The 13,155-nt window shown below is 40.2% G+C and carries 13 protein-coding genes; 3 read left to right on the top strand and 10 right to left on the bottom strand.

Annotated elements, in window-relative coordinates; translation table 11 throughout:
- Positions 1-329 (top strand): transposase (locus F601_RS12885; protein WP_155979157.1); only part of this gene is annotated, 329 nt, incomplete at its 5' end.
- Here F601_RS12885 and sufB read toward each other — a convergent pair.
- From sufB to F601_RS0105090, 8 genes are all read right to left on the bottom strand, one after another.
- Complete coding sequence (sufB, locus tag F601_RS0105125) at positions 295-1,710, bottom strand: Fe-S cluster assembly protein SufB (RefSeq protein WP_018164596.1); 1,416 nt, start codon at positions 1,708-1,710, stop codon at positions 295-297. The two genes, F601_RS12885 and sufB, sit on opposite strands and share 35 nt — an antisense overlap.
- A gap of 274 nt (positions 1,711-1,984) precedes the next feature.
- On the bottom strand, positions 1,985-2,419 hold the full coding sequence (sufU, locus tag F601_RS0105120) for a Fe-S cluster assembly sulfur transfer protein SufU (RefSeq protein WP_018164595.1): 435 nt from the start codon (positions 2,417-2,419) through the stop codon (positions 1,985-1,987).
- Complete coding sequence (locus F601_RS0105115) at positions 2,406-3,638, bottom strand: cysteine desulfurase (protein WP_026183114.1); 1,233 nt, start codon at positions 3,636-3,638, stop codon at positions 2,406-2,408. The genes sufU and F601_RS0105115 overlap by 14 nt, the downstream gene beginning before the upstream one ends.
- A gap of 51 nt (positions 3,639-3,689) precedes the next feature.
- The gene (gene sufD / locus F601_RS0105110; protein ID WP_018164593.1) at positions 3,690-4,952 is read right to left on the bottom strand and encodes a Fe-S cluster assembly protein SufD; all 1,263 of its coding nucleotides are present in this window, start codon (positions 4,950-4,952) and stop codon (positions 3,690-3,692) included.
- A gap of 34 nt (positions 4,953-4,986) precedes the next feature.
- Positions 4,987-5,757 carry a Fe-S cluster assembly ATPase SufC gene (gene sufC / locus F601_RS0105105; RefSeq protein ID WP_018164592.1) on the bottom strand — a complete coding sequence of 257 codons (771 nt, stop codon included), beginning with the start codon at positions 5,755-5,757 and terminating at the stop codon, positions 4,987-4,989.
- Between the two features lie 198 nt (positions 5,758-5,955).
- Entirely contained in the window at positions 5,956-7,113 is a 1,158-nt protein-coding gene (locus F601_RS0105100; RefSeq protein ID WP_018164591.1) for a glycosyltransferase family 4 protein, read from the bottom strand.
- 1 nt (position 7,114) lies between these two features.
- Positions 7,115-7,867 carry an adaptor protein MecA gene (mecA, locus tag F601_RS0105095; RefSeq protein ID WP_018164590.1) on the bottom strand — a complete coding sequence of 251 codons (753 nt, stop codon included), beginning with the start codon at positions 7,865-7,867 and terminating at the stop codon, positions 7,115-7,117.
- A 334-nt stretch (positions 7,868-8,201) separates the two neighbouring features.
- The gene (locus F601_RS0105090; protein ID WP_018164589.1) at positions 8,202-9,041 is read right to left on the bottom strand and encodes an undecaprenyl-diphosphate phosphatase; all 840 of its coding nucleotides are present in this window, start codon (positions 9,039-9,041) and stop codon (positions 8,202-8,204) included.
- A 281-nt stretch (positions 9,042-9,322) separates the two neighbouring features.
- On the opposite strand from F601_RS0105090, the gene F601_RS0105085 reads away from it, so the two are divergent.
- Positions 9,323-10,888, top strand: a complete 1,566-nt coding sequence (locus tag F601_RS0105085; protein WP_018164588.1) for an ABC transporter substrate-binding protein/permease — start codon at positions 9,323-9,325, stop codon at positions 10,886-10,888.
- Positions 10,888-11,628, top strand: a complete 741-nt coding sequence (locus F601_RS0105080) for an amino acid ABC transporter ATP-binding protein (RefSeq protein ID WP_018164587.1) — start codon at positions 10,888-10,890, stop codon at positions 11,626-11,628. Before F601_RS0105085 ends, F601_RS0105080 begins: the two co-directional genes overlap by 1 nt.
- A gap of 123 nt (positions 11,629-11,751) precedes the next feature.
- Here the strand turns inward: F601_RS0105080 and F601_RS13085 are convergent, their stop codons facing one another.
- Positions 11,752-11,946 carry a hypothetical protein gene (locus F601_RS13085; RefSeq protein WP_074485590.1) on the bottom strand — a complete coding sequence of 65 codons (195 nt, stop codon included), beginning with the start codon at positions 11,944-11,946 and terminating at the stop codon, positions 11,752-11,754.
- A gap of 39 nt (positions 11,947-11,985) precedes the next feature.
- Positions 11,986-12,876 carry an SPFH domain-containing protein gene (locus F601_RS0105075; protein WP_018164586.1) on the bottom strand — a complete coding sequence of 297 codons (891 nt, stop codon included), beginning with the start codon at positions 12,874-12,876 and terminating at the stop codon, positions 11,986-11,988.
- Positions 12,877-13,155 lie beyond the last annotated feature (279 nt).

Raw genomic sequence — 13,155 nt, 5'->3', positions numbered from 1 at the left:
AAGAAGGCTCTCGTATCTACGCCAAACGGAAAATCGATGTCGAACCCGTTTTTGGCCGATTGAAGAGTGTTTTTGGCGTTCGCAGAGTTCACGTTAGAGGTAATCAAGCCGTCCAAACGGAAGTCGGCTTCCTCTTCATGAGTATGAATCTCACAAAATTGGCCAAGAATCTAGGCTCAAAAACATCACATACTCAAAAACCACACAGTGATTCTTTCATCTTGATTGTTTTCGAGACGGAAATCACTGTGTGGTTTTATTTTGAAGCTAGTTTTTGCCCAGCCTCTATTCAAATTAGCCCACGCTCCCCTCCATTTCATAGGAGATGAGTCTGTTGAGTTCGACGGCGTATTCCATTGGAAGTTCTTTTGTGAATGGTTCTACGAATCCCATGACGATCATTTCTGTGGCTTCTTGTTCTGAGAGGCCACGGCTCATGAGGTAGTAGAGTTGTTCTTCTGAAATTTTTGAGACCTTAGCTTCATGCTCAAGGGCTACTTGTGAGTTGTGGATTTCGTTGAATGGGATGGTATCTGATTTAGAGATGTCATCCATGAGGATAGTATCACATTCAATATGACTGACTGATTTTTTAGAGTCTTTATTGAAGGTAACTTGTCCACGGTAGTCAACTTTTCCTCCTGATTTAGCAATTGATTTTGAAACAATTGAGGAAGAGGTATGCGGTGCGTTATGAATCATTTTAGCACCTGTATCTTGGTGTTGCCCTGCATTGGCAAAGGCAATAGAGAGCATAGTTCCACGCGCTCCTTCTCCGTCCAAATAAACAGATGGGTATTTCATAGTTGTTTTGGCACCAAGGTTTCCGTCAATCCATTCAACAGTAGCATCTTTAAGGGCACGCGCACGTTTTGTAACAAGGTTATAAACGTTATCTGACCAGTTTTGAATGGTTGTGTAGCGCATGTAAGATCCCTCAAGGGCAAAGATTTCAACGATTGCCGCATGGAGACTGTTTGAAGAATAAGTTGGGGCAGTACAGCCCTCAACGTAGTGAACACTTGCTCCTTCGTCAACAATAATTAAGGTGCGTTCAAATTGACCCGTATTTTCATTGTTGATACGGAAATAAGTTTGAAGCGGGATATCCACTTTAACACCTTTAGGGACATAAATGAAGGTTCCGCCAGACCAAACGGCAGAGTTTAGCGCAGCTAATTTATTATCCGTAGGAGGAACAAGTTTAGCAAAATACTGCTTGAAGAGGTCTGGATATTCTTTGAGGGCTGAGTCTGTATCCGTAAAGATGATACCTAGCTTCTCAAACTCTTCTTTCATGTTATGGTAAACCACTTCTGATTCATATTGGGCTGAAGCTCCGGCCAAGTAAGCACGTTCTGCTTCAGGGATTCCGATACGTTCAAAGGTTTCCTTGATTTTTTCAGGGACATCATCCCAGTCACGGGCTGGTTTATCAGATGCTTTTTGATAGTAAATAATATCATCAAAGTTGATGTCTGATAGGTCGGCTCCCCAGGTTTGCATTGGCATCTTTTTGAAAGCCGCCAGTGATTTGAGACGGAAGTCTAGCATCCATTCAGGTTCACCCTTGGCTGCTGATAATTCACGAACCACTTCTTCGCTCAAACCTTTTCCTGTTGAGTAGACAGGGGTAACATCGTCATGAAAACCAAATTTATATTCACCAAGGTCAATTGGCTTTGGTTCTACTTTTTCATTTTCTGACATATTCTGTTCTCTTTCGTTTTTTCTATTTCACAGTTGCTCTAACCAAGTCGGCTAGCTATGAACTGTTACTATCTATTTCTCTTAAGTTTAAAAGACTTCAATCTCTACTGCTGCTTTCGCTCCTGGTGCGATTACATCTCACTACGTTCCACTCTCCTCCTTCAGCGCTTGCTAAAGCAAGGCGTTTCAGGACGCTAGTTTCCAGTGAAACTAGCTCGGAGACTGACTAAGTCGCTTCAAGCAGTATAATCGACTGCTTTCGCTCCTGGCGCGATTACATCTCACTACGTTCGATGGATTTTTTGAGGGCATTCCAGGCAAGCGTTGAGCATTTGATGCGTTGTGGGAATTTTGACACGCCAGCTAAGAAGCTAGCTTCTCCTAGTCTTTTCTGACTGTCAGCTTTTTCACCTTGGACCATTTTAGAAAAAATGTCTGCTAATTCCAAGGCCTGGTCCTTTGTTTTGCCAATAACGGCATCTGTCATCATGCTGGATGAAGCTGTAGAGATAGTACAGCCATCACCCGCAAAGGCAATATCCGAAATGACATCACCGTCAAACTTAACAGACAAATTAATAACATCACCACAAGTAGGGTTATTTAGGTTAATTTGTTCAACATCTTCCAGAACCCCGTGATGGTGAGGATTTTTAGAATGATCAGCAACCACTGCCATATAAAGGCTATCTAATCTAGAAAGTGCCATTGAAAAACTCCTTTGTTTTTAAAATCGCATCAACAAGCTTATCACAGTCAGCTTTTGTGTTGTAAATGTAAAAGCTGGCGCGGGCAGCTGATGAGATTCCCAGATGATTAATGAGGGGCTGAGCACAATGATGACCAGCTCGAACAGCTACCCCTTCATAATCTAGGGCAGTCGCCACATCATGTGGATGTAAGCCATCAATGTTAAAAGCTATAACCCCTGCATGCTGGCTTGGATCTTGAGGGCCATAGACAGTCAATCCCTCAATAGCCTGCAATTTTGGCAAGACATAATTAACCAATTCTTGTTCATAGGCATGAATTTGGTCCATACCAAGTTCAGTAAGATAGTCAAGAGCAGCTCCCAAGGCAATGGCACCTGCAATATTAGGTGTGCCAGCCTCAAATTTCCAAGGTAATTCCTTCCAAGTAGCTTCCTGTTCATAGACAAAATCAATCATCTCGCCACCAAATTCAACAGGCGACATTTGATTAAGGATTTCTTCCTTACCATAAAGGACACCGATCCCTGTAGGAGCTAGCATTTTATGCCCTGATAAGGTATAGAAGTCACAATCTAGGTCTTGAACGTCAATAGCCATATGAGGGGCTGATTGAGCACCGTCAACTACCATGTAGGCACCAACGCCATGAGCCAGCTCTGCTATTTCCTTAACAGGTGCAATAGCACCTAGAACATTTGAGACATGGGCTAGGCTGACGAACTTTGTCTTTGGTGACAATTTGCTGCGCAGATCATCCACATCAAGGGCACCATCTTTAATGTAAGCATAGACCAACTTAGCTCCTGTCTTGCGACAAGCCTCTTGCCAAGGGATGATGTTTGAATGGTGCTCCATGATGGAAATGAGAACCTCATCACCCTCCTGCAAAATCTCTTCTGCGAACTTGGCTAGCCAGTTAAGACCTGTTGTAGTGCCACGCGTGAAGAGAACTTCCTTAGTTGACTTGGCATTAATAAAGCTACGTACTTTTTCACGACTAGCTTCATAGGCTGCCGTCGCACGCTCTGCTAGGGTATGAACTCCACGATGCACATTGGCATTGGTGGTGTGATAGTAGTCATTTAGAGCATCTAAGACCTGCTGGGGCTTTTGCGTAGTAGCAGCATTGTCAAGATAAACAAGAGGTTCGTCGTTGACAATTTGATCTAATATGAGAAAATCCTGACGAATTTTTTTTATATCTAACAATAAAATCTCCTCTTTCTTACTTTCTATTTTGACACACCTATTAGGTGTCCAAAACTATTAACGTTTATCTAATTTGCTATCTAAGACTGCAACCATTTCGTCACGAACATCTTTGACTGGAATTTCAGTAATAACTGATCCCAGGAATCCACGGATAACTAAGCGCTCTGCAGTATCCTTGTCCAAGCCACGGCTCATGAGGTAGTACATGTCTTCTGGGTCAACTTGACCGATTGAGGCAGCGTGTCCAGCCGTGACTTCATTCTCATCAATGAGGAGAATTGGGTTGGCATCTGAGCGGGCCTGGTCAGAAAGCATAAGAACACGACTCTCTTGTTGAGCATCTGCTCCTTTAGCTCCCTTGATGATATGACCAATACCGTTGAAGGTCAGTGTCCCACGCTCAAGGATAACTCCATGTTGAAGGATATGGCCCACAGAATTGTGTCCATAGTTTGTGACGCGCGTGTCAATCCCTTGAACCTGACGACCTGATGAAGCTGCCACAACCTTAAGGTTAGCATGGCTGCCATTTCCGATTAAGTCTGAATCAAAGTCCGCGATGACATTACCTTCATTCATAACACCAAGTGCCCAGTCGATGGTAGCATCATTACCATGACGACCGCGACGGCTGATGTAGGTTGTCACATTATCACCCAAACGGTCGATAGAAGCAAACTTAATTTGGCTACCATCCAAGGCGACAACCTCAACACCAATATTAGCAGTCGCTTTTTCCTGACCTTGACCAATGGTTTCAAAACGCTCCAAGTAGCTGAATTTTGAATGACGGCCAGCGATGATAAGGATATGTTTGTTCAATGGCACAGCTGATGAGCTATCTTGGTAAAAGAGACCTTCGATAGGCTGGTCAATTTCAACATTATCAGGGACATAGAGAACAGCTGCGCTATTAAAGTATGCAGTATGATAAGCAGCAAGTTTGTCTTCGTCAAATGGACGAGCAGATCCAAAATGCTTTTCAATGACCTCTGGAATTTCTTCCAAGGCTGAGTAAAAATCTGTGAAAACAACACCTTTGGCTAATAAGTCAGCTGGTACTTGTTCAAAGACAGTCTGTGTACCCACTTGAACCAATTTCAAGTTGTCTCCAGTTGCAGTAAAATCTGGTACATTAGCAGACGCTTCACTGTCAGCGATTGTCCCGTCACCAAGATTCCAGCGGTGGAACTTGACACGTTCAATAGTTGGTAATTCTAGCTCTGCCATTTTTTCAAAAGCCGCCAAACGACGATCTTGCAACCAAGCTGGTTCAGCGTGGGCTTGTGAAAAGTTTATGATTGTTTCTTTAGTCATAGGTCCTCCTTTATCTTTTAGAAGTCAATGACTTTTAAACTTCTTCGCTGTACTCAAGGCCAAGTTCTTCAGCCAATTTAGCGTAACCTTCTTTTTCCAAGCGAGCAGCAAGGCTAGCGTCACCTGAGAGAACTACACGACCATCCATCATGATATGAACCACATCTGGAGTAATGTAGTTGAGGAGACGTTGGTAGTGAGTGATGATCATAGCACCAAAGCCTTCACCACGCATGGCATTAACACCTTTTGAAACCACTTTAAGGGCATCAATATCAAGACCTGAGTCAATTTCATCAAGAAGGGCAAATTTAGGTTCAAGCATAAGGAGTTGAAGAATTTCATTACGTTTTTTCTCACCACCTGAGAAACCTTCATTGAGGTAACGCTCTGCCATTTCTTCTTTCATGCCAAGAAGTTCCATTTTTTCATCCAATTTTGTGATGAAATCCATAACTGAGATTTTATCCTCGTCTTCTTTACCAGCATTCATAGCTGCGCGGATAAATTCTGCATTTGTGATTCCTGGAATTTCTGATGGGTATTGCATAGCAAGGAAAAGTCCCAAGCGGGCACGTTCGTCAACTTCCAGGTCTAGGATATTTTGACCATCAAAAAGAATTTCACCTTCAGTCACTTCATAGTTTGGGTTACCCATAATAGCTGCTGAAAGTGTTGATTTACCAGTACCATTTGGTCCCATGATAGCCGCAATTTCACCAGTCTTAAGCGTCAAGTTCACGCCTTTAAGAATTTCTTTATCTTCGATAGACACATGAAGATTTTTTATTTCAAGTACAGACATTTGTACAACTCCTTTTTCATTTATAGCTGCACAGAGAACTCCCCGTGCGGTGTTTTTGGAAAAATCAGACAGTTTATACTGCTAAAAACTGTTAAATTTCTGATATCTAGCCCTCAAGCTCCCTTGATGAAGTAGCTGCTAGGATATCAGTACATTTAAAATTATAACAAAAAAAGCCTTAATAGGCTTTCCTTATGTTTACTTTTTCCTGGTTTTCCATTTGAGAAGAGTCGCCTGTCGATAGTCACTATTCCCAATGAATTTCAGAAGATTAAAGAGCGGTGTTCGTCCTACTCCCCAGATTTCTATACCCTCAATCAGGATTTCTATACCAAACAGAAGTCCCACCATAAGTAAGACACCACCAATTGGACTAGAAAGATTAAGCAAGAGAGATGTTAGGGAGAAAAGCATAGCGATTCCATAAACGACCAATACTGCTCCGCGATGGGTGAAGCCCATAGCCAAGAGACGGTGATGGAGATGCATTTTATCTGGTTCATAGAATTTCTGGCCAGATAAGGTTCTACGGATGATTGCAACACCGGTATCAATAATTGGGACTCCTAAAATAATAACAGGAGTTACAACTGCAACAGCGGTAGCATTTTTCAAACCCTGAAGAGACAAAACTGAAATCAAGAAACCTATCAAGAGGGCCCCTGTATCTCCAAGGTAGATAATAGCTGGGTTGTAATTATAAGGGAAGAATCCTGCAATTGAAGCAATCAGTACAAAGATTGTCAGCGTCAAAAAGAGGTTTGGCATAGGTAAAAAGAACTGGGAAACAATACCCATGGTCAGCAAGCTGATAATAGCAACACCACTAACCAATCCATCCAATCCATCCATTAAGTTAACTGCATTTGTGATACCGACAATCCAAATAATGGTAAAGATAAAGGTAAAGAAACCGTTAAATTCAAGCAAAGGTCCCCCAAACGGAATCTTAAAACTATCAAATCTAAAGTCTGTAAAGAACCAGATAACCAGAGCACCTACTACAATACCTAAGAGCTTCAGTTTAGGTGATAATTCTACAATATCATCAATCAATCCAGTTACAGCAATAATGACAGCCCCTACTGTTATAGGGAGAATAAAATCAAAATAGGTTTGCCCTAAAAAATTTCGTTCTGTCACAAAGGGCATGATAATCAAGGTACTGATTAAAAAAGAAATTAGAATCGCCAATCCCCCTGCAGTTGGCATAGGAACCTTATTAATACGTCTTGCATTCGGGTTATCAACAGCCCCAATTCGAAAAGCTAAGAATCTAACCAAAGGAGACAAAATCAGGGAAATTAAGAAAGCTCCTATCAAGACCAGGATATATTCAATGGTAAAAGAATTCATATTACACCAAATCTATCAATTGTAGTTTTTGAACAGCATCATCCATTAACAGCTGAACGCCATGTTCTTGGAGATAAGCGCGTGTTTTAGTACCAGGAGCTGCATGTTCTAACATACGAGCATACATGACATTAGCAAAATAACTTGGTTTATTAACTAAATTAAGCAAAACAGTCATATGATAAGCATCAGACTGTTTATATAACTCTGAAGCTTCAACAGGAAAATCAACCGTTTTAGAAAAAAGTACAGCATCTTCCAGACTAGCAAAATCCAACACATAGTGAACGTAGTCAGCTGGTTCCACTGCTTCCTCAGACTCTTCAACAGCCTGCTCATTCATAGCTTCGTCCGCGACAGCTTCCATTATTTCTTCGATTTTTTCAAGCTTTTCATGGGCATCCGTGTCACCTTTAGAGCGCATGCTTTGTTTCAATGTCTTGAAAAAATCTTCTGGGGACATATTTGATACATCACCAAGATCTGCTAAATCTTCAAAGTTTAAATCTTTATTAATTTCAGACTTAGTCACAAAGACATCAATACGATCTTTCCTTGGTGTCACGCGAAAACTGAGCATACCACTGTTTTTGAAATTATCAGGCAGATCAAGTTCATCCATAACGTTATAGAAAAACTCCTCAGTCTTTTCTTGAGGGATAAGGAAGTCCTTAAGCTCCATGCCATGTTCTTCCAAATCCTCCATGCTAATTGTTATTTTCAGTGTCGTCTCACTGATTTGTTTCATTTCCATACTAATTCACCTCGCACGAGTAGTTATTTCATTATACAGTAAATATGACCATATTTCAATTTCAAGGCTAGTCTTGGTAATAGCAGAGCTAGTAATAACCCGTTAATACTCTTTTAAAAACAAAATGATAGACGTCAGTTTCGACTTGCCCTACCCTAGTACTTTCGTCTTACTTCCTTGACTGATTTTGATTTTATTTGAGTATAAAACCACTTAAAAAGCTGTTTATCTTCTGTTAGAAATCTCCGATTTCAACTATTCTTTATAGTAAAAAAGACTGGACACAAGGTCCAATCCCTAAATAGTTTCATCAAGTAATGATAATGGAAGTTTCTTAAAAAATCCAAGTCACAAAAGAATAGATTAACAAGATTGTTCCAAGGACAATACGGTATTTCCCAAAGACAGTAAAATCGTGTTTTTTAACGTAATCTGTTAAGAACTTAATGGCATAGAGACTGACAACAAAGGCTGTCACACTAGCAACCAATAGGATAAGAACTTGTCCAAAGTTAAGGATATTGCCATCTAAAAAGAATTTAACTGCTTTAAGACCACTGTAACCAAACATTGTTGGAATAGCTAAAAAGAAAGTGAAGTCTGTTGCAACAGCACGACTAGTCCCAACAATAATAGCCCCCAAGATTGTGGCACCTGAACGACTCGTACCAGGAACAATTGCTAAAACTTGAAAAATACCAATCATGAGCGCTGTCTTATAAGACATACGAGCCAAGCTTGTTACTTTTGGTTCTGTGTCAGCATTGCGTTTTTCAATCCAAATAAAAGCAATCCCGTAAACAATCAAAGCAATGGCAATTGGTACCATAAAGTTAAAGTGAGCTTCAAACCAATCATCAAAAGGAAGAGCAATAATAATTGATGGAATACAAGCAATGGCAACCTTTAACCACAACTGCCAAGTCAAACGCACCTCACGCGCTGATTTCCCTGGCTGGAATGGATTTAAACGTTCAAAATAAATCACAATAACGGCTAAGATAGCACCCAATTGAATAACAATGTTAAACATGTCAATAAAATCTTGACTTTGATTAAGAGTCATAAACTCTTGTACCAAGATCAGATGTCCTGTACTAGATACAGGAAGCCACTCAGTGATTCCTTCAACAATCCCTAGAAAAAGAGCTTTTAATAATTCAATAATCAGCATGATATCTCCTCAAAAATATGTTCCCCTCATTATAACAAAATTTTGAATAAATAGACGGCTTTAACCTTAAATTTATATTTCTAAACTTATATACTTCCATACATTTTATAGAACAATGGGTAACCAGTATCTTTTACAAAAATATAAGCTAGCAACGATTGACTGATAATTGAATTTTTTACCAAAAAATGTCTAAATATTCCGATTCAAAGACCACTTATATTGAAATCAAGGCTCTTTTCCTGTAAAATATAAGCATATTACTAAATTAGGAGTTTTTAATGAAAAAAGTACTTTTAAGCTTATTCGCTGCTGTACTACTTGCCTTTGGCGGCATGTCAACCGTACAAGCAGACGAGTACCTCCGTGTTGGGATGGAAGCAGCTTACGCTCCTTTCAACTGGACACAGAACGATGATTCAAACGGAGCTGTTCCAATTGAAGGGACAAATCAATACGCTAACGGTTATGATGTTCAAATTGCTAAAAAAATTGCTCAATCAATGGACAAGGAACTGTTGGTTGTTAAAACATCATGGACAGGATTGATTCCAGCACTTACATCTGGAAAAATTGACATGATTGCTGCTGGTATGAGCCCAACTGAGGAACGTAAACAAGAAATTGCCTTCTCAGATGCCTACTACACTAGTGAACCAGTTTTGGTCGTTTCAACAGATGGGGATTTTGCTAATGCTAGCACAATTGAAGATTTTTCAGGTGCTAAAATTACTGCACAACAAGGTGTTTGGCACGTCAACCTTCTACCTCAACTAGTTGGTGCCAACGCACAAACACCGATGGGTGACTTCTCTCAAATGCGTCAGGCCCTTGCTTCAGGAATTATTGATGCCTACATCTCTGAGCGTCCAGAAGCTATGACAGCTGAAAGTGCCAACAAAAAATTCAAAATGATCACACTTGATCCTGGTTTCGAGGTTTCTGAATCAGATGCTGCCATCGCTGTTGGTCTTCGTAAGGATGATACTGAAAATCTTGTTAAAGTCAACGCCGTTCTTGAGACGATTTCAGAAGACGAACGTGTTGCACTCATGGATGACATGATTGCTAAGCAACCTGCTGAAAGCAGTGATGAGGAAGAGACACCAAACTTCTTCCAGCAAGTTTGGGCAATTCTTAAAAAGAACTGGAAACAATTCCTACGAGGTACAGGTATTACACTTCTTATCTCAATGGTTGGTACCATTGTTGGTCTCTTTATCGGTTTGTTGATTGGTGTTTATCGAACAGCTCCAAAAGCAGCAAACAAAGCGCTAGCTCTTCTTCAAAAAGTCTTTGGTTGGTTCCTTAATGTCTACATTGAAGTATTCCGTGGGACTCCTATGATTGTACAATCTATGGTTATCTATTACGGGACTGCTCAAGCCTTTGGAATTTCTATCGACCGTACACTCGCTGCGATCTTCATCGTATCAATCAATACCGGTGCTTACATGAGTGAGATTGTACGCGGTGGTATCTTCGCCGTTGATAAAGGGCAATTTGAAGCTGCAACAGCCCTTGGATTCACACACGGTCAAACCATGCGCAAGATTGTCCTTCCTCAAGTTATTCGCAATATCTTGCCTGCAACTGGTAATGAATTTGTCATCAATATCAAGGATACATCTGTGTTGAACGTTATCTCAGTTGTTGAACTTTATTTCTCAGGAAATACAGTGGCTACTCAGACTTACCAATACTTCCAAACCTTCACAATCATTGCCCTCATTTACTTCGTGCTCACCTTCACTGTGACTCGCATCTTGCGCTATATTGAAAAACGTTTTGATGCTGACACATACACAACTGGTGCTAACCAAATGCAAACGGAGGTCGTGAAATAATGTCACAAGCAATACTTGAAATTAAACATTTGAAAAAATCTTTTGGGCAAAACGAAGTTCTTAAAGATATCTCCCTCTCTGTTAATAAAGGAGAGGTGATCTCAATCATTGGATCATCAGGTTCTGGGAAATCAACTTTCCTTCGTTCTATTAACCTTTTGGAAGAACCAACTGCTGGTGAAATCCTTTTCCACGGTGAAAATGTCTTGGACAAAGGTTACGATTTAAACAATTATCGTGAGAAACTTGGTATGGTTTTCCAATCCTTCAACCTATTTGATAATCTCAATGTTCTCGAAAATGCAATTGTAGCTCAAACAACTGTATTAAAACGCCCACGTTCAGAAGCGGAAGCTATTGCCAAAGAAAACCTCAACAAAGTTGGTATGACTGAACAATACTGGAAGGCTAAACCTAAACAACTTTCTGGCGGACAAAAACAACGTGTGGCTATCGCCCGTGCCCTTTCTGTCAATCCAGAAGCCATGCTCTTCGATGAGCCTACTTCTGCTCTTGACCCAGAAATGGTTGGAGAAGTTCTTAAAACTATGCAAGACCTGGCTAAATCAGGCTTGACCATGATTATCGTAACCCACGAAATGGAATTTGCCAAAGACGTCTCTGACCGTGTCATTTTCATGGATCAAGGCCTTATCGCCGAAGAAGGCACACCTGAGCAAATCTTTGAAAACCCAAAAGAAGAGCGTACAAAAGAGTTCTTGAAACGTTTCTTGAAATAAGAATTACCCTAATAAAAAACAGCCTCCCAACAAAAACCGTTGGGGGCTGTTTTTTAGATTGTGATTTTTGTTAAGTATAACCTTAAAAATCCCAGGAAAGTTTCTCACTTTTCTGGGACTTCTTTATCGTCTTAATTTTTCGGGTTTTTCAACATAACTTCTGACAACTGTACCACATGAGGCACAGACATCCATGAATAATTTTTGACCACTACTGAAAACAGCTCCTCTCGGTCTGACGTTAGAATAGCCAGTTGTTTGTTCTGCTTCCAGCAAGTCACTTCCGCCACAATATGGACAGGTCTTTTCGTTTAACACAGCAATCACCTTCTATCTAGATTATTAAAATAATCTCTTCTATCTTGCCTTCAAAGCTGACAGAATCTGTGTGCGAATATCATCCACACCATTTGGTGAATTTGGCAAGAAGATTGTTTGGTTTCCACCTGATGCGAATTGGTTAAGGGTGTCTAGGTATTGGTTGGTCAAGAGAATGGACATGATTTGTTCTTCTGACATGCCAACATTAGCATCCTTGAGTTCTTGGATAGACTCTGCCAAACCATCAACAATAGCCTTACGTTGTTGGGCAATACCAACACCATGAAGACGATCTTTTTCAGCTTCTGCTTCGGCTGCAGTAACAATTTTAATCTTATCTGCGTTAGCCAATTCTTGAGCTGCAACACGTTTACGTTGGGCTGCATTAATTTCATTCATAGATTGCTTAACTTCAGCATCTGGCTCAACCTTAGTAATCAAGGTCTTAACAATGATGTAACCATAAGTAGACATTTCTTCAGCCACCTGATGTTGAACTTCAAGTGCGATTTCATCTTTTTTCTCAAAGAGTTCATCCAAGGTTAATTTAGGGACAGATGAACGCAAGGCATCCTCAATATATGATTTAATTTGAGCTTCTGGTTTCATCAATTTATAGTAAGCGTCTGTAACATTCTGTTCGTTAACACGATATTGTGTCGCAACATTCAAAGTAACAAATACATTGTCTTTGGTCTTTGTTTCTACGACAATTTCGCTTTGGAGCAAACGCAGTTGCACTCGCGCAGCAATTTTATCAATCCCAAAAGGCAAACGAACATGAATACCAGAGGTAGCCGTTTTTTGATAGCGACCAAAGCGCTCAATAATTGCGACAGATTGCTGGCGCACCACATAAAGCGTGCTGACAACAACACTTAACACGATAAGAAAAAGGAAAACAAGTACAATTATGGTTGTTAACATGAGTAAATCCTCCAAAAATCATTTGTCCTTATTGGAACATAAGCTAGAACCAATAGCAATGGCTGCACAAAACAAGATAAACCAAGTAGTGTTCATATTTATCACCTCTTGTTCGCTTTAATTAATACAACTTTACTCTTAATGAGAATAAAAGTCAACAATTTATCTGATATTTTAACGTTAAAATGGATTCATAAATATGAAAAAAGGAGTCTGCCCCTACAGTGACAAACTCCTCTGACTTCAATATTTATAAGATTATTATACAACTTTCCCCAC

This window comes from Streptococcus henryi DSM 19005 (assembly GCF_000376985.1).
GTDB lineage: Bacteria > Bacillota > Bacilli > Lactobacillales > Streptococcaceae > Streptococcus > Streptococcus henryi.
The sequence above is the reverse complement of the archived record's forward strand: the minus strand, read 5'-3'. Positions and strand labels throughout refer to the sequence as shown.

Bases quoted from the DNA above. Each gene is read 5' to 3' on its own strand.
- F601_RS0105085 (WP_018164588.1), top strand. From the start codon at position 9,323: ATGAAAAAAGTACTTTTAAGCTTATTCGCTGCTGTACTACTTGCCTTT.
- F601_RS0105075 (WP_018164586.1), bottom strand. From the start codon at position 12,876: ATGTTAACAACCATAATTGTACTTGTTTTCCTTTTTCTTATCGTGTTA.
- sufU (WP_018164595.1), bottom strand. From the start codon at position 2,419: ATGGCACTTTCTAGATTAGATAGCCTTTATATGGCAGTGGTTGCTGAT.
- sufC (WP_018164592.1), bottom strand. From the start codon at position 5,757: ATGTCTGTACTTGAAATAAAAAATCTTCATGTGTCTATCGAAGATAAA.
- sufB (WP_018164596.1), bottom strand. From the start codon at position 1,710: ATGTCAGAAAATGAAAAAGTAGAACCAAAGCCAATTGACCTTGGTGAA.
- F601_RS0105090 (WP_018164589.1), bottom strand. From the start codon at position 9,041: ATGCTGATTATTGAATTATTAAAAGCTCTTTTTCTAGGGATTGTTGAA.
- mecA (WP_018164590.1), bottom strand. From the start codon at position 7,867: ATGGAAATGAAACAAATCAGTGAGACGACACTGAAAATAACAATTAGC.
- sufD (WP_018164593.1), bottom strand. From the start codon at position 4,952: ATGACTAAAGAAACAATCATAAACTTTTCACAAGCCCACGCTGAACCA.
- F601_RS0105100 (WP_018164591.1), bottom strand. From the start codon at position 7,113: ATGAATTCTTTTACCATTGAATATATCCTGGTCTTGATAGGAGCTTTC.
- F601_RS0105080 (WP_018164587.1), top strand. From the start codon at position 10,888: ATGTCACAAGCAATACTTGAAATTAAACATTTGAAAAAATCTTTTGGG.